This window comes from Pontibacter fetidus (assembly GCF_010119545.1).
Classification (GTDB): domain Bacteria; phylum Bacteroidota; class Bacteroidia; order Cytophagales; family Hymenobacteraceae; genus Pontibacter; species Pontibacter fetidus.
The window spans coordinates 1-24831 of record NZ_JAAEAA010000003.1 but is presented as its reverse complement, the minus strand read 5'-3'; the positions used below and the strand labels follow the sequence as shown (position 1 = coordinate 24831).

The window sequence follows — 24831 nt, the reverse complement described above, 5'->3', positions numbered from 1 at the left end:
GGCTTAAGGAATTCTAAGTATCTATATGAACACAGTAGGCATATCCTCAAGTCTTGTGGTATAACATGGTGATTTGTAATCAGACTTCAGCAGCCAACTCTTGCTTATTCCCTGAGCTGCTACATGTACTTTGCTTCTTCCAAACCTGTCAGTCAGCCCATCCATTACCTTCATCAAGCTGTTGTGCTTATCCCTGTCTACTGTGTCAAGCAGGTCAAACTGAATCTGGGTTTCAGGTACAATCTCAGTCACGATCACCCCACTCTTCTTGTACCAGTAGTGTGGTTTAAAAATCGCTTTAAGCGACAATGTAGCATAGTGAATCAGCTCTATGTCTGAATTAGTGGCTACTGGCATGCAAATGGTCTTGCTGTTGTAGTATTGTCTGTCGTTCTCAGAGAAGGGGTTGGTCTGTACAAACACAGTTACAAGTTTAGCGCAGCTCTTCTGGTTTCTAAGCTTCTTGGCACACTTAGCTGCATAGCTGGCTGTAGCTTCCAGTATATCTTCGAATGTTGTAAGCTTCTTGCCAAAGCTTCTGGAGGTACAGATGCCTTTCTTGGGTGGTGCTACCTCATCAAGCTCCAAGCATGACTCACCACGCAGCTCTTTATGCAGCCTCACACCTACCACTGTCATGTGCTTTCTGATCCAGTTCTCAGAAGCGTTAGTAAAGTCCAGGGCAGTATTGATGTGGTGGTTTTTAAGGAACTTCGCATACTGCCTCCCCACGCCCCAGACATCCTCGATCTTAGTTGCCTCTAATGCTTTCTCAATGTGGTAGGGCTCTGTCAAAACCAACACACCATTCGCTTTAGCAGACTTCTTGGCAAGCTTGTTCGCGACCTTTGCCAAGGCTTTGGTTGGGGCTATACCTAAGCTGACAGGGATGCCAGTCCATCGCGTTACTGTTCGCTTGATCTCCCACGCATAATTAAATAGGTTCACATCATAAAAGTTACCCAGGTCCAGGAAGCACTCATCAATAGAGTATACTTCTACGTTAGGCGTGAACAGCGATAGGGTCTGCATTACTCTGTCTGACATATCCCCATACAGCACGTAATTGGATGAGAAGGCGTGTAGATGCTTGTGTTCGACTAGGTTTCTGATCTTAAAGAAGGGATCGCCCATCTGAATGCCTAACGCTTTAGCTTCATTGCTTCTGGCGATCACGCAGCCATCGTTGTTGCTCAGTACCACTACTGGTTTCCCATTCAGGCTAGGGTCAAAGACTCGCTCGCAGCTTGCATAGAAGTTATTGCAGTCGCACAAGCCAAACAAGGTCGTCATAACTTTACAGGCTTATGCAATACCCATACTACAACACCCCACACACGCATATCCATTTCTTCAGTTACTTCTATTGGCTGATAGGCAGGGTTAGCAGGGTACAGAAACGCTCTGCCTTCAATCTTTCTGAAGGTCTTAACTGTGAACTCGCCATCCAGAAAGCAGACGACAGGCAGACCATCTGCTGCTTTAAGGGATCTGTCAATTACCAGAATGTCACCATCGTTAATATTCGCATCCTGCATAGAACTACCTTTTACGCGCATCATAAAAGTGGAAGTTGGGTTCTGTACGAGGTACTTGCTTAGGTCAATCTTATCTTCTAAGTAGTCGTCTGCAGGGGATGGGAAGCCTGCTGAAACATAAGAAGCATATAAAGGCAATTGAACATGATCGAGGAAATCAAAATCAAACAGCTCTAGCGCATGAGAGGAAATAGGTATAACCTTGGCAGTGCACATAACAGTTTACATTATATCTAAAAACTAATATAGTTAGCAAATACGTGTAAAGTGATGATTAATGCTAATTATTTTGGCGTTTATTTGAGATGGAATTTAGTATAGGATTGATGTTTTGATGTGAAACTTTGTAACTCAGAGAATTATGTATTGAAGTTACTACTAATCATATATTAGTTTAAACAATAAGATACTGCTACCACATTTGTAATGTCTTAAACTACTATTGATGAGACGAGGGTAAATAGGAAGGATAGTAGGGGATTAGAGTACAGGTATTAAAGAGAGACATGCTGATAAGAATGTTAGGGGTAGCAAGAGAGCTAAACTAAAATAGTAACATAGATCGTTTGCAATGTTCAGACAATGTCGTAATATTGGACATACTAGTAACAACAACTACAACTACTACTCTGCGTAAAGGCATAACTAAGTGTAGAGATTATAAAGAAGGGTAACCTAGTGCTCGCAATGAGAAACTAAACTCTAAGAGAGGAGGTTGTTATAATATGGATAGGCTAATGAACGTAGTTATGAATATATTAAAGCATCTAAAGCTAGGCTTTACTTTCTCTGCTCCTTTAAGTAAAAGGGGGAAAGAAGTACTTGCTAACGATTGGGAGGCTGGTTATACTATTGTTGAAGAAGTTCTTAAGAGAAAGGAAAGTAGTAAAGGATTCAGAAAATCATCCTCTGGTACTTTATTAGGTGAATCAAAATACGAGTTGACACATACTTAATAGCTCTTGAATTTCGCTGTTGCTTCGATACTAATCGTACTCATCATAGCTCCTGGATTGATAATGTCTAGGGGCTTTTTTTCTGCTCCATTCACTAAAAGGATACTACCAAGCAATCCAGTCAATGAATTAATTAGTGCAATCTTACCAAGCGTTGTGCTTCACGCGCTTTACTTAGTAATAGTTCAGAATTGGACTGATTATCAGGTGGATTTCCCATTGCTTGGCAATCTGCTATTTAGTAGCAGTAACCCAGATAGAATCAAGGAAAGCTTTTCTAATCTTTCAACGTTTTTTGTCCCAATAGCAATTTATCACATTGTGCTTTGGGCTGTAGCATATTTATTAGGGTTAATAGGACGCGTAATCATCAGGTTTGGATCGTTAGATATTAACCTTGCATACTTTCGTTTTAACAACAAGTGGCACTACATATTCTCTGGAGAAATCACAAGGTTTCCTGATGTACAGAGGCCTCCTATTACACGAATAGATATGAGAGTAGTAGATATGCTGGTAGATACTGCAGATGGTTCGATTATTTATTCAGGTATACTTCAGGACTATAGCCTTAATAATAATGCTGAGCTGGATAGCCTGACCTTAAGCCATGTATTTAGAAGACCTCTGACTGAAGAGGTAAATGGCAAGAATGATGCAGGCGAAGAAGTCTTGGTGCAGGCACAGTCACAAAGGAAGTATAAAGTGCCAGGGGCGCTAATGGTAATACCTTACTCAAAAGTAGTAAACATTAACTTGCATTATGCAGCTCTTAATCGCCCTGGAGAAATTCAAATAGGCTCTTTACCAGCTCCTGATCTAAATGATCCAGATCTAATCACACATGGTGATATAATTAGTGACATGGATGAAGGTCAGAATGCTCGTTAAACAAGTTACTTATTAAGACTTCTGTTAAAGCGAATTAATTACTTCAGATGTGTTATTCAGTGGGGAGTTGACTAAGGGAGAAACTTGATAAGCTTTCATCTCATCAGCTTTGTATGGCTCCAACAATGATAGTAATTCATCCTGCGTCTCATGTTCATCCAGCCATAGTTTCTCAGTCTCTGGCGACAATATCACAGGCATTCGTTCATGAATTGGCATTACAAGCTCATTAGCTTCAGTCGTAATGATGGTATAAGTATGCAATACCTCACCAGTACTTTTATCCAGCCATTCATCCCAAAGCCCTGCAAAGGAGAACAGCTCTTCGCTCTTCAGCAGGATTCTGTAAGGTACCTTGCCATGTTCTGTTACTTGCCATTCGTAAAAACCATCAGCAGGAACCAGACAACGTTTTGACTTCAGCAGATTCCTGAAAGATGGCTTCTCTGTCAGCGTTTCTGCCCTAGCATTGATAGAGCGCTTCACTGCTCTTGCATCCTTCGCCCAGAAGGGCTGCAGGCCCCAGGAGAAGTACTGCACTTCATCTGGATGGTCATTAGTAACCACAGGTAGGCTTTGGGATGGTGCAGCGTTATAATTCGCCTCCTGTATGTGGTTTTTGAGAAGTTTGGAAACACGCGATTTACCCTTTGCCTTAGGAATAACTGAATATCTACCACACATGGTGCTGAACTGGTTGTTACAATCCTTCTACGAGCTTAAAAGCACAATGAGTCATAATATGCGAAGCATAAACAAGATCAACTCTGCTACGTCTATAGACTGATATAATCTTAATCAGCATATCATGACAAAAAGAAATCTTCTCTACCAAGTATTCATAGTCCTGTTCCTGGTAAGTTGTAAGGAGACAGAAGTAGCGCCACAGCAGTCAACAGTTCTTGATGGAGAGCATTTGCTGCTAGGCAATCCAAGTAGTGCGACGAGTGATGAAGGTAACTTCAACAACTATTTAATAGAAAGACCACAATATGCGCTGTCTTACAGTCGCGACAGGGGAACGCCTAACTGGGTAAGTTGGTATGTGAGCAAAGACTGGTTGGGTACAACAGACAGACAGGACGATTTCAGAGCTGACCAGAGTCTGCCTTCAGCTTGGTACAAGGTAGCTGCCACCAGTTATACAGGCAGTGGCTTTGATCGTGGTCACAACACGCCTTCTGCAGACAGAACCAAAACTGTGGAAGATAACTCTGCCACATTCTTAATGACGAACATGATTCCACAGGCCCCTAACCATAATCGCCAGACATGGGCTAATCTGGAAGATTACACTCGTGATTTAGTAAATGATGGCATGGAGGTGTATGTGATGATGGGAAACTATGGAAGTGGTGGCACAGGCAGCAATGGGTTGGCGCAGACCATAGATCAGGGAAGGGTGACAGTACCTAATCGCATCTGGAAAGTGCTGGTTATACTTCCTGAAGGTGTGAATGATCTGAGCAGGATTACTACAACAACTAGGGTGATTGCAGTGGATACACCCAACAATAGCTCCATTAGTTCTGACTGGGGAGCTTATCGTACCACAGTAGATGCAATAGAGACAGCAACAGGATATAATCTTCTTTCCAATGTCGACGAAGATATACAAGTGGTTATTGAAAGACAGACTGATAGAGGGCCAACAAGGTAATTATTATTGTAGTTAAGATTTCAAGAGTGTTGATAAGTTGTGCAGAAATATAGTATAAGCAATATATATGAATTAAGGTGTAAACTTTAGATTTACAGGAAGTATTCTGTCTGCTATTCATTTAGTATGAAAACAATCTATAGTCACTTATAACGTCATGTATTTAGCTCAACTTCTTATCGTTAATTATCGCAGCTGCCAGCTAGTAAATGTAAGTTTCAATTCTAATAAACCTAATGTATTTATAGGTGCTAATGACTGTGGAAAGTCGACTGTGCTTAAGGCAATTGGTTTACTACTAGATCAAAATCCTAGCTATAAATATGGATCTGATTTGAGTAGTCAGAGAGATCTATCTAATTCTGCGCTAGCTATAGCTCAGTTTGATGAGTTGTTGAGAGAGAATGGACTACCTAGTTTAGCTTACTCAGAGCAAGAAACAATCATTCTAGGTAAATTCAAGCTTGAAGCTGACGATACTGAACTAAGCTACCAAGCTTACTCTGAACAGCTTCGTATCTGCAGACAGTTCTCAGAAGACGATAGTATATGGATGCTAAGGAGCTTTTCTTGTGAAACAGGTACTCATAGTACATACGTGTTATGCAAAGAACGTCAGAGCGAAGAAGACCTTTGGGCGTTGACTGAAGCAAGACTTAGAACCCTAAATAGTCAATTAGGCATCAGGGATGAAGACATTGATAATGTTAATGGAGAAGGAAGGCCATCAAAATATGAACGTATAAAAGCTGTTTATGTAAATCACTCAGCTGGATTACTACAGGGCTGGTCTTTATATGGCTTCAAAAGAGAAGATCGTCCTGCATTTCCAGAGTTTAGATACCTTGATTGGCGTTGCTCTTTAGAGGATATCAAAAAACAAGCAGATGATTTGTTAACATCTAAAATAAATACAGCTTTCCAAGAAGTGCGTGAATCTGTAGCTCAAATTGCACAAGATCTTGAAAATGAAATAAATCAAGAACTTAGGGAAAACTTGTTAGAAGAGTTAACTACTGTAGTACCATCGTTAATAGACATAACTGCTAAGTTATCTCCACCAGTAATCAAACCTAGTGTAACAGACATTTTAGTAGAAAAGAGTACTTCTGAAGGGCTTATCCATATAGAATCCCAAGGGGAAGGCGTTAAAAGACAAATTTGGTATGGGTTATTAAGGGCTCAGGCAAGAAGGCTTGCAGAGCGCCTAGATAGTAAAAAAGAATATATTTGGGCCTTTGATGAGCCTGAAACTCATCTTTACCCAGGTGCTCAGCGTGAATTCTTTGATCTTCTGAGAGACGCAACATCAGGAGGAGTTCAGGTGATTTTATCCACTCACTCTACAATCTTTGTAGATAAGACTAACCTGAGTGAAATCAAAAAAACAGTATTGTTTAATGGTTATACTCAAACTAATACATGCGAAGATGTTGAAGATGTTTATGATAGCTTAAAGTTACGTAATAGTGATTTTCTATTTCACGATAAGTTCTTAGTTGTAGAAGGTCAAACAGAATATAACTTATTCCCTGCACTCTATCGTCTTCATACAGGAAGAACCCTTCTTCAGGATAATATTCAAGTGATTAATATGAAAGGTTCAGGTAATGAAGCAACGAACCAAAGGCTGTTTACAAGTTTGATGGATGGATTTAAGAAGAATACAGATTCTATTGTATACATTTTTGATCGTGACCAGAAAGCTGTAAAAGATAGAACAATGCCTGATGCTGTTAAATATTATCTTGGGAGACAGGATTTAGAGGATTCGATAGCTCCAGAAGTTTGGGCAAATCTTATAAATGACTTGCTTTCAGAATCAACTGAATCTAATGAAATTAGAGTGTCAGCTGAAGATATAAGAGCTTTAATCGAAAGCATACCTTCTGAGAATACCAATGCAGATAATAAATTACATAAGAAGCTTTCAAACCTATATCGCTCAGCCCAAACTGATAGTGTTAGCAAAATGAATTTCCCAGGTAAGTCTGAAACTGGGATGTTATTATGCAGATATATAACTAGCATGCAAGAGGTATGTCCTCAGCTAAGTTTAGCATTTGATACTATCTCACCTGCTAGAGTAGGGAGAATGCCTGATGAAGTAGTATCCATGCTCAATGAGTTGGATATTACAATTGAAGGCCAGTAAGAAAGGATGAGTAGGTAGCAGTTGTAAGTCTACCTACTCATGTGTTAACAGTAGGCTAGCCTATGTACCAGCTACTGGATTGCCCTTGTATAGCTCCTTGTATTTGAGACGTAAAGTCTAACGCATTAACAGAGCGATCAAGGAACTGGTCGATATAAGTTGACTTATTAGCTCCAGTTAAAAGGTTGTAGAACTTCCACAGGCTGATATTACCATCTTCCTTTTTACACAAGTTGGTGTCTCTATAATAATCTTTGCAGACAGTAGTCAGTTGGGAATCACCATATAACAATGGAGGGATTTGCTTCTTTTCCTCAGTTGGCATGTGCAAGTACATCCTGCAACGTCCAAGCAGCTGTGCGAACTGCTGTTCTGTGATAGAATATTCTGTCAAAGTTTGCATCTGTTTCAAGTACTGGTGCTGATCATAAGTACTTAGGAGCTGTTGAATACATGCATACAGTTGATCTATGTGGCTTACTTTGAGATCAGCGAGATAACCATCTGTTCTTACGCACAGGTTAGTACACACCAAATTGTTAAAACCAACAAACACCTTGAAGTGCTCAGCAGCCCCCTTTTTGTTGTAGAGGTTGTCTAGGTTATAGGCCTTTACCCCACCAATAGTCAAGGTAAGTTGGTTGTTGTCTACTGTATTCACGATAGATGGGATCTCGAGCAGAAACATCATGCGCTCATAGTATAGCGTTCTCTCCCATTCCAGTAGTTGGTTTGCAGGCTTGTCCTTAGCCTCTGGAATTCTACCCTTGATAGGGTGACTGCACCTGATCTGAGGAGACAGAATCTGCTCCCCTCTAAAGATGATGGAGGCAGCTTCCTGAGTCGCCTGAATGAAGTCAGCCTGGCTGATTAGTGGCTCATTATCCTTCACATAAACAGGGATAATATGATCTTGTTGCAACTCAGACAAAACAATTGATACTGTGTTAGCTTCTATAAAAGCAGAAGAGACAGAAGTAGTTGCTTCTGTCTCGCTGTTGCTGCTTACTGTAAGCCTAGGCTCTGGTTGGGATGTAACCCTAATAAGTGAATGTCTCATGTTAATTAAGTTTGTGGTTGTTTTATAATGATTGCGATGCTGCAATGGGATAGAAGCCAAGCATGGCTGCTACCCCTTCCCATCTTGCTGCAGCGAATGGTCGTGGCTACGTTCTTTCAGTAGTTTTTTAGTTAGCAGGAGAAACTATCTCACAGAACAATGCCTAAGAAATTCAGCATAACTCCTTAATTCTATTTGAATCTAGTTAGCACAAAGTGATATGGTGGCTTAAGTCGAAAGAATTGGTGGGGATATAGCTTGCCTCCTATAAAGTAAAGGATAAGGCCTGATCCCCAACTTAGTATTTTATCTACCTGCCTTATCTGGCCTGTACTTATGCCTCTGATGGGTTTAATACATTCTACATCGAAAGGACAGTAAATTCTCTGAAGTTTAAACTTGGATAAGAACAAGCAGCTATCATCGAACCTGCTAGGCTCTGGGCTAAGCAGAAGTTTTGTAATCATGTTACTTGAGTAATTGTAAGGGGATAAACAAAAGAGGTAGCTCGTAATGGCTACCTCTGTTATGGCGCTAAGCTGCTGCCTTCATGCCAAACACTTCCTGCTCCATGGTTCTTTCTACAGGATCATAATAGTAGGTGTGGGCTAGGCTGATGATCTCATCAGTACCAGGAATGTGATAGTCATATGGATCTACCTGCATCTTCTCAATTTGACCTGGTAATGTCTTTCCAATAAGAGTACCACAGATTACATCGTTGAACGTGCAGGATATAGAGCACTTCTTGGCAGTTGCGTAGAATCTTCCTGATTCCTTGGACTGAATCAGTTCAATGTCACCCTGCAGTATTAACGCATTAAATTCTCTGCCATCCTCAGCATTACGCTTTTTCCAATCTACAATTGTTACCATAAGTAGTTATAATTTATAAGTTCTAACAGCGAGAGACCCAGTGCCAATCGCAAGGTTAGGCTAGGGGGCAGGCTTATATTATATGTTGCGAAGGGGGGTGGGGCAAAAAAAATATAAAAATTATATATTGTATGGAATATCAAAGGATAAGATGACTGAATATGCACAGCTATTGCTATCACCTGAATGGAAGAGCAAGCGCAATTATATCGTAATAAGGGATAGGAATTCATGCACTATATGTGATAACACCAAGCTGTTCGAACAGAGCTCATTTGCTCGTATTTATCATATTCGTGGGTTAAAAGACTCTCTCTTGGTTACCTATAAAGATTTCAAGTCAGACAATGAGGGAGAAGCATATATGCTGAGAAAGTACCTGGATCCAATAAGTTATTTTACTCCTTTGCTCGTATCATCCAGATCCAATAACTTGGGTGCAACTAGTAATTATGTTGTAGCATTTAGAAAGGCATCAAAAGAAGACTGGAATCTTTTCCACCTTAGGCAGGATTTAGGGAAGACCCATAGTGAATATATCACTGCATTTAATGAATATAGAGCAGAGACTTATAGGTCGTGGGAGATTATTGGGGGATTAGAAGTCCATCATAAATACTACAAGGTTGGCTTAAAGCCATGGGAATATCCAAATGATGCCCTTACAACGTTATGCTGGTGTTGTCATAACGAATTACACCAAAACAGCAAGGTGCCTGTGTTAGATGAGTATGATAATGAAATTGGAGAATATACCAATTGCTCCAGGTGTAATGGAGTAGGGCATTTCCCAGAGTTTAGTCATATACAAGGAGGAATCTGTTTCCAATGTGATGGCGCTAGGTATAAAGAGCTTGTTGTCTAAGAATCAGAATTGATTTAAATCTTATTTATCATTGTCAATAGGAAAGAATGTCTATATACGCTAAACTACTAGAAGCTCCTGAATGGAAGGAGAAGCGCAAATCTATAGTAGGTAGAGATAATAATACATGTGTAAGTTGTGGCAACAGTAATTTGTTCGATAAAGCTGTTTTATGCAAGGTGTCTCGCTGCAATGTTAACTCTGAGTGGATAGTAGCTTTTATTGTGTCTTCATTAGAGCATACTCCTTATAGGGTTTTCATCCCTGTACAAGGTAATAAGCGTCCAGAAAGGGGCTCATTAATGCTGGTGTTACCATCAGGTAGGGGAGATGGGATTGAGATTGCTCACCTAATAGCACGTAAGACTTACACTGATCAGGATTTTGAGATAGCTTATCTAGAAGATCGATTGGGAAAAGAGAATGCAAGGTTTATTCAGGCCTTTGAGACCTATAAAAAGAATACCTATACAGAGTGGAAAAACGTGAAGGGCTTGCAAGTCCATCATAAGTACTACCAGGTAGGTGCAATGCCTTGGGAGTATCCAGATGGTGCGTTGACAACCCTTTGCTGGTACTGCCATGAAGAACTGCATAAGAATAGCAAAGTGCCTGTACTTGATAGATGGGGAAATAAAATAGGGGAATATACTAACTGCTCGAGGTGCCATGGTGCTGGTGTCTTTCCTGAGTTCAGCCATGTGCAGTCAGGTATTTGCTTTAGGTGTAATGGTGCAAAGTATGAAGAGTTGCTTACCATCAATTAAAGCTATATTAATACAATGTGTAAAGATTAAGGTAGACTCGTTAATAGTAAATTACTGTGCTTTCAGATAGTGTTGCAGTTTTACTCATACACTCTTAAAACCACATACATAAGTAAGAAGAAGCTATCGCTAGTAAATAAGTATTAACTTATCTCCCTTCTACAATAAGCTGCGCTCTGCGTACTTCTAAAACATGAATTAATGATTATAAACCTTCCTATTGATTTAAATCTTGATGAACATATTAAGAAGTACTCTACAAGTAAGATAGAGAACTTCAGCAAAGGTAAGTTAGCTTTTATGTTAAGTCTGCTAATCTCTGTGCCAGCGCATAATAAAGACATTGCGAAAAATGATGATGGTTGGGTGCCCTTGTCGAGCGTGGAGTTAGCTAAGATTGCAAAGAACTATACCCAATATCTTGACTATGCTTCAGGTCTCCATTGTCTTTCGCTAGACGATGATGCAAGGCTAATAGAAATTGATAAGACCTATAGCACTGTTGATCATAAGAGCAGACAATATAGGTTCAGAGAAAAGTATAGGTTGAATACTTCATTAACTGAAGTTATATCAAATGATAAGGTTCTTAACAGAAGAATCGAGAAAGAGAGAAGACAGCAGTGGAATCAAACCAAAAAGCTTTATCCTAATCTGGTATTGTGGTTTAATAGGGACCTTCAAATAGATGGTGCAGAGGCACGAGCCTATATTCAGCAACTAATGAAGCAAGAAGAAGCAACAGGTAAAAGTACCAAGTCAATGCGTTACCTGGCCATGCTTCAGAATGTAGTTAGTATAGAGAATGGTAGGTTCCACATGAAAGTAGATGGCAATATCCAGAGGCTGCACACAAACTTGACCAACATGAAGAGCGAGCTGCGTCATTTTCTTACTTATAAAGGACAGCCCTTGGTTTCAGTTGATATTACAAGTTCTCAGCCTTACTTGAGTTTGGTGCTGTTCAATCCAGCCTTTTACCAAGGACATGTAGATACGCAGCTAAGCAATGCAAAAAGGAATACAAGAAAGTTTAATATCAGTACAGTTGCTCCAAGGGTTTTCCAAGAGCTTTCAGGTACTAAGGCATCTAAAATAAGTAAGAATATAGTAGAGAAAGCACAAGGCAAAATCAAACAACCTTCCACCTCTTCTTCTCAACTTTCTTCTCTCATTATGTTTTCTAAATACGTATATACTGCTGATCTTCAGGATGTTGCAAAATACGAGTTGGAGATGTCTAAAGGCTCATTTTATGAATACTTAGCCTATAAGTTTATTCGTAAGACAGCACATATATATGTTTACAGGAAGGAGATAAAAGCAGTAGTATTCACAGTGTTATTCACTGGTAATAACTTTCTAGGTCAGGAAGGGGGTGAATTGAAGCAAGAGTTTAAGCGAGTATTTCCTAATGTTTATGAACTCTTCAAGCTTCTGAAAAAAGGCGACAAAGGCAGGCTGGCAAGACTGCTTCAGTCTGTTGAATCATGGCTTATATTGGATAAGATCAGCACTCGAATAAGCAGAGAACGATCTGATCTCCCAATCTTTACGATACATGATAGCATACTTACAACAAGAGGCAATGAAGGCTATGTAAGAAATGTGATGGAAGAAGAACTCGAGAGATATATAAAGGTTAAACCTCAATTAGCGATAAGCTATTTAGAACCAGATAATATTATCGAGAGTGCTGGTCTATTGGATAGGGAAAAAATGGGGTTATTACCTTTATAGGTGCTTGCTTTACCATTAGTTGTAGGTCCCTAATTAAGTTAGTCGTAGTGGTTTTTAATATGCTCCTTTTTGACTGTTGATCTGCTTGATAGTGGTAATACATGAGACAGTAGATGAGACAGTAAACAGACTAAAGCACCTTTACCCTGTTGATTTGCGTACATTTATTAAAGTCTTATCTGTATATCTACAAGAAGGGTAAAAGGCGCAGAATAGAGCGTAAAGCCTATAAAACAAAAAACCCTTGCCGTTTCTGACAAGGGTTTTGCTGTGGTGATGATTGGAATCGAACCAACGACACAAGGATTTTCAGTCCTTTGCTCTACCAACTGAGCTACATCACCAGCTCTGTTGTGTCACCCTTTTCCGTAAGGGTATGCAAAAGTAGCAACTAACTTTTAAGTAGCAAACATTCCGGCTAAAAAAATTTTAAAAAAGGCCTATATATGCGTTTGTTCTTATTAAACTACTATCTTTATCTATAAATTGGTATGTATAACGAATAATTTACCGTGATAGGAATTTCAAACATTATCTTCCTGATTGTGGCAGCCATAGGCATTGGCCTGTTTGTATGGCAGATCCGCAAAATCCGAAAAAACATACAACTGGGCCGCGACCTGGAATTAGAGGACAACCCGCCGGAGCGTATCAATAAAACATTGCTGGTTGCTTTTGGCCAACAGAAAATGTTTAAGCGCATGTTGCCGGCTATACTTCACTTGTTTGTGTATGTGGGCTTCCTGGTGATCAACATCGAAGTACTGGAGATCATGATAGACGGTATTTTTGGTACGCACCGCGTGCTGGGCTTTATGGGACCTGTTTATGATGCCCTGATGGCTGTGAACGAGATACTGGCAGCGCTGGTAATTATTGCCTGTGCTATGTTCTTATGGCGCCGTAACGTTACCAAAGTGCCTCGTCTTGCAACCGGTGTCGAGATGCGTGCCTGGCCTAAAATGGATGCCAACGTTATCCTGATCACGGAGATCGTGCTGATGTTTGCGCTTTTCGCTTTCAATATCTCTGATCTGAAATTAGCTGAACTGAAAGGGCATGAACTGGCGGGTGCTTTCCCGGTAAGCAGCATGTTTATAAATGCATTTGGCTCCGATGCGGGCACGCTGGCAACTATAGCTAACGTAGGCTGGTGGATCCACATCATCGGTATACTTGCCTTCATGAACTACCTGCCTAGTTCCAAGCACTTCCACATCATCATGGCTTTCCCGAACGTGTACTTCTCTAAGCTGGCACCAAAAGGCAAGTTCATGACCAACCCGGCCATAACGCACGAAATTAAAGCTATGCTGGACCCAAGCTACCAGCCACCGGCTCCTGAAGTTGATGCAGAAGGCAACCCGGTTATGCAGCGCTTTGGTGCAAAAGATGTAGAAGACCTAAGCTGGAAGCAGTTGATGGATTCTTATACTTGCACGGAGTGTGGACGCTGTACGTCGGTATGCCCAGCCAACATTACAGGCAAGTTACTGTCGCCGCGTAAGATCATCATGGATACCCGCGACCGCATGGAAGAAAAAGGCGAACACCCAGCCATCTTTAATCCAAACCATTACAAGGAAATGGGTGTGGAGCGTGTGGAAACGACCGACGAGAAGACTCTATTAAGAGGTTATATCACTCCGGAAGAACTTTGGGCCTGTACTACCTGCAACGCCTGCGTAGAGTCATGCCCGGTAAATATCGATCAGCTTTCTACGATCATGGACCTGCGCCGCTACCTGGTGCTGGAAGAATCGGCTGCGCCGGCATCGCTGAACGCCATGTTCACCAACATCGAGAACAACGGCGCACCGTGGGCATTCCCGGCATCCGACCGCTTTAACTGGGCCGACGAACTATACCTGCCAAGCAAAAATTAAACTATAGATTTTTGAGATAAAGAACATAAGTCATTGCATGAAGGAGCTGAAAAGTAAGTCCTTTGTCTTTTGTCAGATTGTCCTTTGTCATTTTAAATACACAGATGGAAGAAAATAAGAAGTTAATAAAAGTACCTACCATGGCCGAAATGGCTGCAAATGGCCAGGAACCGGAAGTACTGTTTTGGGTTGGCTGTGCCGGCTCTTTTGATGATCGTTATAAAAGAGTGACCCGCGCGTTTGTACAGATACTGGAGCATGTGGGTGTAAAGTATGCGGTGTTGGGTACTGAAGAAAGCTGCACCGGCGACCCTGCCAAGCGTGCCGGTAACGAGTTCCTGTTCCAGATGCAGGCGCTTACTAACATAGAAGTACTGAATGGCTATAACATTAAAACTATAGTTACAGCGTGCCCGCATTGCTTTAACACCATTAAAAACGAGTACCCTGACCTGGGCGGCAACTATGAGGTAATTCACCACTCTACTTTCCTGCAGCAGCTTATAAACGAAGGCAGGGTAAAAATACAGGGTGGAGGCGAGTTTAAAGGTAAGCGTATTACCTACCATGATTCATGTTACCTGGGCCGTGCCAACGATATTTACGAAGCGCCGCGCGATGTGCTGGCTGCTCTGGATGCCGACCTGGTGGAGATGAAACGTAGCCGTGCCAATGGGTTATGTTGCGGTGCCGGTGGTGCCCAGATGTTTAAAGAAGCAGAACCAGGCCGTAAAGAGATCAACATCGAAAGAACCGAAGAAGCATTAGCCACTTTAGGAACAGAAGGCGTGATTGCAACAGCCTGCCCGTTCTGTATGGTGATGATGAACGACGGCGTAAAGAACAAGGAGCAGGAACAAAACGTAAAAGTGTTCGACATCGCTGAACTGATCGCACAAGCTGAAGGATTAACTAAATAATTGCTGCATTGTTAAATTGTTTAATTCCTGATAAAAGTATAAACAGGCGCTATTAACTATAGTTTATATCCATTAAGCCGTTTAACCTTCAACAATTCAGAATGTTAACAATTTAACAACCAACAATTCAACCATTTATAAAAATGTATATTCCGTTTGATGAACTGCCGCAACAAGCCCGTGTCTGGATCTATCAGGCAAACAGGCCTCTTAATGAGGCAGAACAAGCAGAAATAAAGCCTTTACTGGAGCAGTTTGCAACAGACTGGAGCAGCCACGGTACCAATTTACAGGCATCTGCAGAGCTATTGCACGACCGCTTTCTGGTACTGGCCAACAACGAAAATGCGACAGCAGCCAGCGGTTGCTCTATCGATAAGTCGGTAAATTTTGTGCGCGAACTGGAGCAGCGGTTTAATATTTCGTTCTTCGACCGCACACAGCTGGCTTTTTTGAGAGAAGGAGAAGTGGAGTTGGTACCTATGAGTGAGCTTAAAAATAAAGTGGTTGCCGGCGATATAAGTAAAGATACCTTATACTTTGATACGCTAGTTACCAACTATGGAGAGCTGCAGGCTGCATGGCCACGTCCGGCACAGCAAAGCTGGCTTTCGCGTTACTTTTAGAAATCTGCCCAACATATAACATACATGCACCAGATGCCATACGCTAACCAATTAATCCGAAGCCTGAAGCACGTTAGTTTCCTGGCCTTGATTGCTTTATTACTGAGTGCATGTGGGGCATCGCAACAGCTTGCCAAAGGCGATAAGCGATTCGAGATGGAGCAGTATGACAAGGCTATTGAGTATTATACACAGGCACTGAAAAGTTCTAAGAACCCCGGCGAAACAAACTATAAAATTGCCGAGTCTTACCGCTTGTCTAACAGGTTAGCAGAGGCAGAGCCGTTTTATAAAGCTGCGCTGGATGGCGGCTACCGTAAAGAAGAAGCGTTTTACTACCATGGTATGGCGCTTAAGGCAAACGGCAAGTACGAAGAGGCCCTTAACCAACTACAGGACTACGCCAATATAGGCACCAACTCCAGGTTAAAAGGACTTGCTGCCCGCGAGGTAGAGAACTTTGGACAGTTAAGTGACATCATGCGCGGCCGGCAGGCATACGAAGTACAGAACCTGCAGGCCCTGAACTCCGAAGCTTCTGAATTTGGCCCTTATATCCTGAACAACGAACTGGTGTTTTCCTCTACACGTGGTTCGGGCAAAGCATATATGGGCAACGGCGAAGGCTTTATAGATATTTATACTACCGCGCTTACAGACTCTATTGCTGAAAAAGCCGGCGAAGTACGCAAGTATGATAACGTGAACCTGGAGAACATGCACGATGCCCTGGCTACTTTTGCCAACGATGGCCGCACCATGGTTTTTGCACGTGGCAACGAAGGGTCTAAGAAAGGCCGCCGGAACGTAGACCTGTTTGTGACATACTTCCGCTCCAATGCCTGGACCGAACCTAAACTGCTAACTATAAACGATGCCCGCGCCTGGGATTCGTCTCCGGCTTTCTCGCCAGATGGCAAAACCTTATACTTCTCTTCCGATAGAAAAGGCGGTTTAGGTGGTAATGACATTTATAAAGTGGAAATTGATGATAATGGTCGTTTTGGAGCTCCTGAAAACCTGGGTCCGGATATTAACACACCAGGCAACGAAAGCTTTGTGCATGTAGCACCGGATGGCACCTTATACATTGCCTCAGATGGTTTGCCAGGCTTAGGTAACCTGGATTTGTTCAGAGTAGAAAACGGCAAACCTGTAAACATGGGAACGCCCGTAAACTCTGCTGGCGACGATTTCAGCATCTATTTCCAGAGCCCGATACGAGGTTTCTTCTCATCTAACCGCGAAGGTGGCAAAGGGGGAGATGACCTGTATAGTTTGGTAAAATCGCAGCGCAAGCAGGTTAATTTTTATGTAGATGGTACCGTATACCTGCGTCGCGACAAAGCAAAACAGCAAACTATAGCTCCGAACCAGTTGGTTATACTTCAGAATGAAAAAGGCCAGAAGATAAAAGAAACGAATTCCGATGCCGAAGGCAAATTCTCTTTTGCCCTGGATACTGCTTCTACTTACTCGCTGGTTTCTGAAAAGCCCGGCTTCTTTACGGCACGTTACCGCATTTCAACTATAGGCAAAATTCCGTCACAGGATAAGTTGCTGGAAGATATAAACGATATCCGCCTGACAGCAACATTGGTGCTTAACGAGATCGTGAAAGAGAAGCCGATCGTGCTGGAAAACATCTTCTACGACTTCGATAAAGCCGATATCAGGCCGGATGCTGCTGTTGAGTTGGATAAACTGGTAGAAGTGCTGAATGATAATCCTAACATCTCGATAGAGCTGAGCTCGCATACCGACGTACGTGGTAGCGATGTATATAACCAGGACCTGTCGCAACGCCGTGCCGAATCGGCTGTGGAATATATCATCTCGAAAGGTATAGATAGAAGTCGCATTACAGCCAAAGGCTATGGCGAAAGCCGCCTGGTAGTAAAGAACGCTAAAACAGATGCAGAGCACCAGCGTAACCGCCGTACCGAATTTAAAGTGGTGCGTATAAAAGAGTAATCAGTGTAGCGCTACAGATAAAGAGCGGCTGGAGTTTATACTTCAGCCGCTTTTTAGTTTAAGTATAATCCTCATTGTCATTTCGACGCAAGGAGAAATCTATCGCAGCTTATAGTTGGAGTCTATACTTACTCACACCCAGCTATCCTAGCATAGTTACTTCCAATCCTGGGAGCTCTACTTTCCTATCGTTTTATAGTTGACTTTGGTGCCCTCTTGGGCCGGGAGGCCCCGTCTTCAGGCATCGCGCTGTGCAAATCTCCTTCGCTCGTTCCTCGCGATCCCTAACGGCACCAGATATTTACAAGGCGCTCAACCCAAAGACTGAGATCATTTCGATAGTTATAGTTTGTCTATACTTTGAAAGCATAAGCTTCGACTTTTATCTTGGTTATAGTTCCGTAGGGACAGGTCGCGACCTGTCCGATCTTGGACTGTAATTATAGAACTATAACCTTAACCATAGCAAAAGCAGAAAGTCCCCCTTTGAAGGGGGCAGGGGGATGACAAACAGAAACTATAGAACTAAACTGCAAACTATGGCTGAGGCAGAAATTCCCCTCTAGAGAGGGGCAGGGGGTGTGTAATAGCAAAGGCTTAATCTCCCTTCCCACAAGATCCTTTCAGGATAACAAATGAAAGAGTAGGTAAAAATTTCCTCTCCTGTTTTGGGTAGGGCCCTTCTTTAAAAGGAGAGGGCCGGGGTGAGGTAAAACAGAAACTATAAAATTATAGCCGTAACTATAGCAAAGGCAGAAACGACCTCGGAGCGTTTGCAAAACCTCGGAGCGTCTAAACAGCTTTGTGGCAAAGACGCTCGTAGGACCTCCGGACGCTACAAGGTCTGAACTCTAATACTGCTTATCCTAACCTAATCCAGATTTTGACAACTACTTAAGAGCAAGACTTGGAAGATAACGCCTGTGCCCGAAAGTCCTGTATTTATAAGGAGGCATAACTTTATAACTATAGTTTATACTTGCGCTGCTCTTTTAATTTACAAACTGCTGCTACAATCCCGGCTGCTTTGTTAAATTTGTAAGCAAATCATCCCGAACTATGGAAAACAGATATTTGCGCCGCGGCGTGTCAGCTTCCAAAGAAGATGTGCACAATGCCATCAAGAACATCGACAAAGGCATTTTCCCGAAAGCTTTCTGCAAGATCATTCCGGATATACTGACCGGCGACCCCGACTACTGCAATATTATGCACGCCGACGGAGCTGGTACCAAATCATCGCTGGCATACCTGTACTGGAAAGAAACCGGCGACCTGAGCGTCTGGAAAGGAATTGCCCAGGATGCCGTTATCATGAATACCGACGATTTGCTTTGCGTGGGCGCTACCGATAACATCCTGCTATCCTCAACTATAGGCCGTAACAAGCACCTGATACCCGGCGACGTAATTGCAGCTATTATAAACGGCACCGAAGAAGTATTGGAAATGCTGCGCGATAACGGAATTGGTATTTACAGCACCGGTGGCGAAACTGCTGACGTAGGCGACCTGGTACGCACCATTATAGTTGACAGCACCGTTACTGCCCGCATGCGCCGCGACGAAGTGATCAGTAACCACACCATACAGCCCGGCGATGTTATAGTTGGGTTTGCATCTTTTGGCCAGGCTACATACGAAACGGAGTATAACGGCGGCATGGGCAGCAACGGCCTTACCTCGGCCCGCCACGATGTGTTCCATAGTTACCTGGCAAACTCGTACCCTGAGAGCTTTGACCCTGAACTGCCAAAAGACCTGGTTTACTCTGGTAACAAGCGCCTGACCGATGTAGACAAAGAAACAGGTATGGAAATAGGTAAGCTGGTTTTATCGCCGACGCGTACCTATGCGCCTATAGTTAAAGCCATATTGCAGGAACACCGTCAGCACATACACGGCATGGTGCATTGCAGCGGCGGCGCCCAGACCAAAGTACTGCACTTTACCGATAAGGTACACATCATAAAAGATAACCTGTTCCCGACGCCGCCCCTGTTCCGGATTATACAAGAGCAAAGCCACACCGACTGGAAAGAGATGTACAAGGTGTTTAACATGGGCCACCGCCTGGAAATTTACCTGCCGGAGCAATACGCACAGGAGCTTATCGCGATATCTAAATCTTTTAATGTGGATGCGCAGATAATTGGTCGCGTGGAAGCCAGCAAAACCAACGAGTTAACTATAAGAAGCGCCCACGGCGAGTTTTATTACGAAGGGTAACTATAGCCGCAGCTATAAATTTAAGAGAAGCCGCAGGTAAAATACTTGCGGCTTTTTTATGGGGCCAATGTTACGAATGGCTCTAAAATAGACATTTTTTTAACCAAATCTGGATGTAAAATTTGGTTTGCGCGAAGTTCATGGCATTTCGTGTTTTTAAAACAGATGTTACAAACCATAGTAAGATAGTCTTTTATAGTTGGATTTTAATATTTAGGTTTGACCATATTTCTAACCTAATCCAACTTTTATGAAAATCAAAACTTTTACCCCCCCCCAATTTTAAGCCAGTTTGGCTTAAGCTATTTGTAGTTCTTTTTATAGCTGCAAGCACTTTTTTGTGGAGTTGCGACAAAGCAGACGAAGCGGTAAAGCCTGAAGCATTAACCGCTACCAAAGGCCAAACCATTAAAAGCGGCAAAGAAAAAGAGAACAAGGATGTCAAGTATAAGTCTGATAAAACCGGCCAGTATGTAAGCAAAGATGTGCAGGTAACTGGCTATGAAGATGGAAGAGAACGCCCCACAAGACCGAAGTATGATGCTGCCGGGACTATCAGAGCGAACTATATGGATCCTTGTGACGACTGTGGTGGCACAGGTGGTTTACCAGCATCTACATTTGTAACCTCGGAGTCGTTAGGTGGAGTTGGTGCAATTTATGATTTGAAAGTGATTAAAGGGAGTTCCTCCTCTATTGAACCAACGGACTTGCCCGGGTATTATAAAATCCCAGTAGATCTTAATAGGGGAGCTGGTGGTAAATACATTTATCTATGTTTTACCAGGGATAATACGAAAGTTCAAGGTTCTTCAAACTGGGTAGATACATACTCTATGGGTAAAAATGTGCCTGTACGAGGCATTGAAGTTGTATTGCAAACAGTTGGTACGACACCCAAGTTCTATGATACTAACTTACCTGGGATTGAAGTAAAAGATGCTTTAGGATTTCACATTCCAGATTTAAATGATGGCGCTAGCGGTAAATATATATATGCTTATCAGCAGAAAGGCGCAGAAGAAGATCCCTATAACCCAACACTACCTGTTATAATAGAAGTAGGTGTAATTTACGGTAATAGTAGTACAATAGAACCACCCCTACCCTTGGATTAAAGTGCCTAAAGACCTAAATGAAGGTGCTGGAGGCGACTACATATACTTCATTTATAAAAAGATTAGATAATATTTCATTACCTCAATACCTAGATAGTAAGTCAAGGTATTGAGGTATTATTTCTGGATTGGTATTTAATGATCCCTATTATTATAAAATTAAGAAGGAGGTTTAGTTTATTATTCAGTTCTCAAGAACTTTACTTATTTAAATTCAATTATGTTAAATGATTATATATGTTTCCCTTTATTCTTATTCAGACGAATTACTCTTTTAGTAGCTATCATCTTTATAGGAATTATCTCTGCAGCAAGAGCCCAGCAGGCTTCTTCTGAAAAAGAAATCCAATCTGGAAAGTCAGCAATTGATATTAGATTAAGTGTATTACCTTATGATGCAGTAGGTACACCGGAATATCGAATGCCAGCATTAGATGTTCCATTTATCCATTTGAGTTATATCCAAAGACTAAGCGATAGAGCAAATTTGCAGATCGGGATAGGGTATGGTATGAATGAAGCCCAGCAGGCTGGAGTATCAAGGCACATTAAGGCTGACAGTATTTATATGAAAGAAACCTACCAGCACCTCAGTGCGGTGGCTATTCCATTTACTTTTAAGTGGACTCCATTCAATCCGGGTAAACGATTGCAATTCTATGGAAGTGCCTCTTTTACACCTTTATACAGGCATATAAAAGCCCGGGCAACCGAGAGCCTTAAGGTGGATCCTCTATGAAGACAGAGCTTTATAACAGAAATACTTCAAGCTTTACAGCAGTCGCATCTGCCGGAATCACAATGCGTTATAGGTTTAGCGCCAAGTGGAGCGCTTATGCAGAAAGTGATTTTGCCTATTATAACTTTGAACGTAAGTATTCAACTATTTCGCTTAAAAATGGCGCTAAAAGCATCGGCCTAAACTATAACTTCACTTGGAAACGGGAGAAGCAAGAAGTTCTGAAGTCTAACCAGATTGAACAGCTATGAAAGCACTATTCCTATCCTTCATCCTTTTAGTTTCTTCTTTTGCTGCCGTTGCTCAAGTCAATCCTGATTCAATTGATATTCAGAAGCAAATGGAGTTTGCCGCAGCACCACCTTATAAACTTGCTGTAGGTGTAAGGTTATTAAACTTAGTTGGTGAGTTTGATATGGGGATAAATGCTAAATACTTTATTGGCAGGCAGAGTGCATTAGAAGCAAGTGTTTCAAAGGTGATTTTTAATGATAACGCCTATCAATTAGCTTTGATGTACGAACGGCACAATAAATTATTTAACTCTAACCATTTTTTACTTTATTATGGTGGCGGTACCGGTCTGCTACATATTACAAAAGAAGGCTATGGCACTATCTTTAGTGAAGACCCCAAACCATCGACACAGGTAGGTGCAGGATTTATAGTAGGAACAGAAATAGGCTTGGGCAAATTACCTATAGCTTTCTCTACAGACTTCCGGGGAATATACTACCTGAAACCAAACAAGCAGGGAGGAGCCGCTAATGTTGCCAACGCTACTTTAGGTATCAAGTATAGAATTGGGATGCCGCGCAGATAATAACTGTATTCAATTGCTAAAAGAGCAGCAGGTTTAAAGCCTGCTGTTCTTTTTCCCTATACTTCTCAATTTTTAGCCAAATTTTATGAAAGCACTATTTCTGTCACTTACCCTTTCACTCAGTTCATTAGCCGCCGTTGCTCAGCCCAATCTTGATTCTACGTTAGAGAAAAAACTTTATGTTGGCATAAACGGACTTGCCATAGGATTTGATTTAAAGTATAGCGAAGAACCTAAAGGTGCCAATATTCAACCTTATACTTCTATTTACTTCGGTTTTAAGCCTAATGAAAAACTACGGATGCAAGTAGGAGCGTGGTATGGCACCGACAACCGGAATTTTGGATCTGTTTACGTAGAATCCGAAGACAAACTGATTTATTACGATGACATCTCTAAAACGAAAGGTGTAGGTATACCGATTACAGCGGATTATGTGCTGTTCTATCCATTAAAGAAATTACAGTTTTACGGTACAGCTACGCTTACACCTATGTATAGTACGACCTATGCTGAAAAATCTAAAACGCAGGATGGAATTAAAACAATTACTTATAGCGCCGAAGCATCTGGTATCAACACTTTTATAACAGCAGGTTTTGGAATAGCCTACCCTATAAGTAAGCGCTTTGATACATATTTAAACTATTACCTAATAAGCCGTAACTTTAACAAAGACCTGCAGCCACGAGACCAGTATCCTTATCAAGGCTCTTTAGCATTAGGCCTAAACTATAATTTTAATTTAAAACGAGAGAAGTAGTTTCTTAAATCTAAAGCCGCAGGTGTAATGTCTGCGGCTTTTCTGTTTCCCGGAATGTTACTATATGTCATAATTAACTTCAAAAGTATAGATAAAATATAGATAAAATATAAATAAAACCGTGTAAAAATTGCTTTAAGCTGTATAATAAGGTTTCAATAGATGTTACTTTCTTTTATATATCTTCCTAAATGTGTGTGTTATTTTATATTTAATATTGAATATGTTTAATATAAAACTAAAACAAATGAAAAAAACTTTAAAATTACTTTTATCTCTTGCTGTAGTTGTAAATTTAACTTCATGCGATAACGAAGAGGAAATTGCTCCTTTTGATAACTCTGCTTTAATAGAGAATCTTAAAAATGAGGCAATCAAATTTCAAGAAAATGCAGTTACTAAATCTAGTAATCGTTCAGTTTCAACTAACAGCTTAGATTTGAATAATGCCGATGAATCAGATTTGGAAGGCTTGAGATTAAGTAGTATAGAACTTATAAAATCATACGGGATATCTGAAGAAGAAATAATATATGAGTTTGGGTCACTAGATAATCCAGGAATTGCTGAAGCTGGACTAGCAATTGCTCAAATAGAAGACCAAGCTGATTATGGTGTTGAAATGATCGATGTTAGTACAGAAACAAGTCTTCTAACAGGAAACTATCATGAGCTTGCTTATGCTCCAGTTGATGGGATTATTGTAGAGGGCGTTCAGAGTGAAGTTTATGATTGTGCCTTACAAGCAGTAGGTATTACTGCAATTGGCGAATTAATGACTAAAGGTATTAATAATATGAGCAGAAGTGCTGTAAAATCAGTACTTAAAAAAGTAGCTTCAAGATATTTAGGATGGGTAGGAGCAGCAATTGCGACTTACGAATTTGGTGATTGTATGTCATGGTGGTAGAATTTACTAAATTATATGAAAATAAGATTTCCTTATGTACTGCTTTCTTTGTTATTACTTACAACAATAACTATAGAGCTCTTCTCATATGATTTTTCCAACCAAAAACCATATGAGTTAATAAAACTTATACTAGTAATTCTAGCTACTTTTATCGTACTATTTATTTACTTTAAGAGAAAGAAGGAGGTATAATCTTCCTCTATACAAACATGAGTCATCCCGAATTTTAGGTTAGGGATTTCTAAAAAGTAAAAGCCTTCTTTTCGTAAGTGACAGTAGTATCAGGTCACTTTAGAAAAGGAGGCTTTATGCATTTATTATCAAATACGCAG

General features: G+C 41.2%; 23 protein-coding genes and 1 tRNA gene. 18 read left to right on the top strand and 6 right to left on the bottom strand.

Annotated elements, in window-relative coordinates; all coding sequences use genetic code 11:
• Positions 1-21: 21 nt before the first annotated feature.
• Both GWO68_RS02520 and GWO68_RS02515 read right to left on the bottom strand, forming a co-directional pair.
• Positions 22-1293 carry a Y-family DNA polymerase gene (locus GWO68_RS02520; protein ID WP_162344843.1) on the bottom strand — a complete coding sequence of 424 codons (1272 nt, stop codon included), beginning with the start codon at positions 1291-1293 and terminating at the stop codon, positions 22-24.
• A complete protein-coding gene (locus tag GWO68_RS02515; RefSeq protein WP_162344842.1) occupies positions 1290-1754 on the bottom strand; it encodes a LexA family protein in 465 nt (154 codons plus the stop codon). Before GWO68_RS02515 ends, GWO68_RS02520 begins: the two co-directional genes overlap by 4 nt.
• Before the next feature lie 533 nt (positions 1755-2287).
• Here GWO68_RS02515 and GWO68_RS02510 point away from each other — a divergent pair.
• Positions 2288-2494, top strand: coding sequence for a hypothetical protein (locus GWO68_RS02510; protein WP_162344841.1), 207 nt, complete (start codon positions 2288-2290; stop codon positions 2492-2494).
• Between the two features lie 6 nt (positions 2495-2500).
• The gene (locus tag GWO68_RS02505) at positions 2501-3385 is read left to right on the top strand and encodes a hypothetical protein (protein WP_162344840.1); all 885 of its coding nucleotides are present in this window, start codon (positions 2501-2503) and stop codon (positions 3383-3385) included.
• A gap of 24 nt (positions 3386-3409) precedes the next feature.
• On the opposite strand, the gene GWO68_RS02500 is transcribed toward GWO68_RS02505, so the two are convergent.
• Entirely contained in the window at positions 3410-4069 is a 660-nt protein-coding gene (locus tag GWO68_RS02500; RefSeq protein WP_162344839.1) for an SOS response-associated peptidase, read from the bottom strand.
• 124 nt (positions 4070-4193) lie between these two features.
• Here GWO68_RS02500 and GWO68_RS02495 point away from each other — a divergent pair, with 124 nt between their 5' ends.
• Together GWO68_RS02495 and GWO68_RS02490 are read left to right on the top strand one after the other, a co-directional pair.
• Positions 4194-5045, top strand: a complete 852-nt coding sequence (locus GWO68_RS02495) for a DNA/RNA non-specific endonuclease (RefSeq protein ID WP_162344838.1) — start codon at positions 4194-4196, stop codon at positions 5043-5045.
• A 157-nt stretch (positions 5046-5202) separates the two neighbouring features.
• Entirely contained in the window at positions 5203-7200 is a 1998-nt protein-coding gene (locus GWO68_RS02490; protein ID WP_162344837.1) for an ATP-dependent nuclease, read from the top strand.
• A 55-nt stretch (positions 7201-7255) separates the two neighbouring features.
• Here GWO68_RS02490 and GWO68_RS02485 read toward each other — a convergent pair whose 3' ends face one another.
• Positions 7256-8260, bottom strand: a complete 1005-nt coding sequence (locus tag GWO68_RS02485; protein WP_162344836.1) for a DUF3871 family protein — start codon at positions 8258-8260, stop codon at positions 7256-7258.
• A 534-nt stretch (positions 8261-8794) separates the two neighbouring features.
• Positions 8795-9136, bottom strand: coding sequence for a hypothetical protein (locus GWO68_RS02480; protein ID WP_162344835.1), 342 nt, complete (start codon positions 9134-9136; stop codon positions 8795-8797).
• Positions 9137-9452: 316 nt separating this feature from the next.
• Here GWO68_RS02480 and GWO68_RS02475 point away from each other — a divergent pair, with 316 nt between their 5' ends.
• From GWO68_RS02475 to GWO68_RS02465, 3 genes are all read left to right on the top strand, one after another.
• The gene (locus GWO68_RS02475; protein WP_162344834.1) at positions 9453-10001 is read left to right on the top strand and encodes a hypothetical protein; all 549 of its coding nucleotides are present in this window, start codon (positions 9453-9455) and stop codon (positions 9999-10001) included.
• Between the two features lie 47 nt (positions 10002-10048).
• Positions 10049-10768, top strand: coding sequence for a hypothetical protein (locus tag GWO68_RS02470; protein ID WP_162344833.1), 720 nt, complete (start codon positions 10049-10051; stop codon positions 10766-10768).
• Positions 10769-10969: 201 nt separating this feature from the next.
• A complete protein-coding gene (locus GWO68_RS02465) occupies positions 10970-12508 on the top strand; it encodes a hypothetical protein (protein ID WP_162344832.1) in 1539 nt (512 codons plus the stop codon).
• A gap of 271 nt (positions 12509-12779) precedes the next feature.
• Here GWO68_RS02465 and GWO68_RS02460 read toward each other — a convergent pair.
• A tRNA-Phe gene (locus GWO68_RS02460) sits at positions 12780-12852 on the bottom strand.
• 168 nt (positions 12853-13020) lie between these two features.
• Between GWO68_RS02460 and GWO68_RS02455 the strand changes: the two genes are divergently transcribed.
• The 11 genes from GWO68_RS02455 (at position 13021) to GWO68_RS02405 (ending at position 24496) form a co-directional block, all read left to right on the top strand.
• Positions 13021-14394: a 4Fe-4S dicluster domain-containing protein gene (locus GWO68_RS02455; RefSeq protein ID WP_162344831.1), complete on the top strand. Its 1374-nt coding sequence runs from the start codon at positions 13021-13023 to the stop codon at positions 14392-14394.
• A 104-nt stretch (positions 14395-14498) separates the two neighbouring features.
• Positions 14499-15314: a (Fe-S)-binding protein gene (locus GWO68_RS02450; RefSeq protein WP_235941912.1), complete on the top strand. Its 816-nt coding sequence runs from the start codon at positions 14499-14501 to the stop codon at positions 15312-15314.
• Between the two features lie 143 nt (positions 15315-15457).
• Positions 15458-15940, top strand: coding sequence for a hypothetical protein (locus GWO68_RS02445; protein WP_162344830.1), 483 nt, complete (start codon positions 15458-15460; stop codon positions 15938-15940).
• Positions 15941-15964: 24 nt separating this feature from the next.
• Positions 15965-17914 (top strand): OmpA family protein, encoded by a 1950-nt coding sequence (locus GWO68_RS02440; RefSeq protein WP_162344829.1) that lies wholly within the window; start codon positions 15965-15967, stop codon positions 17912-17914.
• A gap of 1059 nt (positions 17915-18973) precedes the next feature.
• Positions 18974-20143, top strand: coding sequence for an AIR synthase related protein (locus GWO68_RS02435; RefSeq protein WP_162344828.1), 1170 nt, complete (start codon positions 18974-18976; stop codon positions 20141-20143).
• Between the two features lie 338 nt (positions 20144-20481).
• Positions 20482-21261: a hypothetical protein gene (locus tag GWO68_RS02430; RefSeq protein WP_162344827.1), complete on the top strand. Its 780-nt coding sequence runs from the start codon at positions 20482-20484 to the stop codon at positions 21259-21261.
• Positions 21262-21481: 220 nt separating this feature from the next.
• On the top strand, positions 21482-22000 hold the full coding sequence (locus GWO68_RS02425; protein ID WP_162344826.1) for a hypothetical protein: 519 nt from the start codon (positions 21482-21484) through the stop codon (positions 21998-22000).
• Positions 21997-22251, top strand: coding sequence for a hypothetical protein (locus GWO68_RS02420; protein ID WP_162344825.1), 255 nt, complete (start codon positions 21997-21999; stop codon positions 22249-22251). The genes GWO68_RS02425 and GWO68_RS02420 overlap by 4 nt, the downstream gene beginning before the upstream one ends.
• On the top strand, positions 22248-22823 hold the full coding sequence (locus tag GWO68_RS02415) for a hypothetical protein (RefSeq protein ID WP_162344824.1): 576 nt from the start codon (positions 22248-22250) through the stop codon (positions 22821-22823). The genes GWO68_RS02420 and GWO68_RS02415 overlap by 4 nt, the downstream gene beginning before the upstream one ends.
• Positions 22824-22908: 85 nt before the next feature.
• Entirely contained in the window at positions 22909-23586 is a 678-nt protein-coding gene (locus tag GWO68_RS02410; protein ID WP_162344823.1) for an outer membrane beta-barrel protein, read from the top strand.
• Positions 23587-23833: 247 nt separating this feature from the next.
• Positions 23834-24496, top strand: coding sequence for a hypothetical protein (locus tag GWO68_RS02405; RefSeq protein WP_162344822.1), 663 nt, complete (start codon positions 23834-23836; stop codon positions 24494-24496).
• Positions 24497-24831 lie beyond the last annotated feature (335 nt).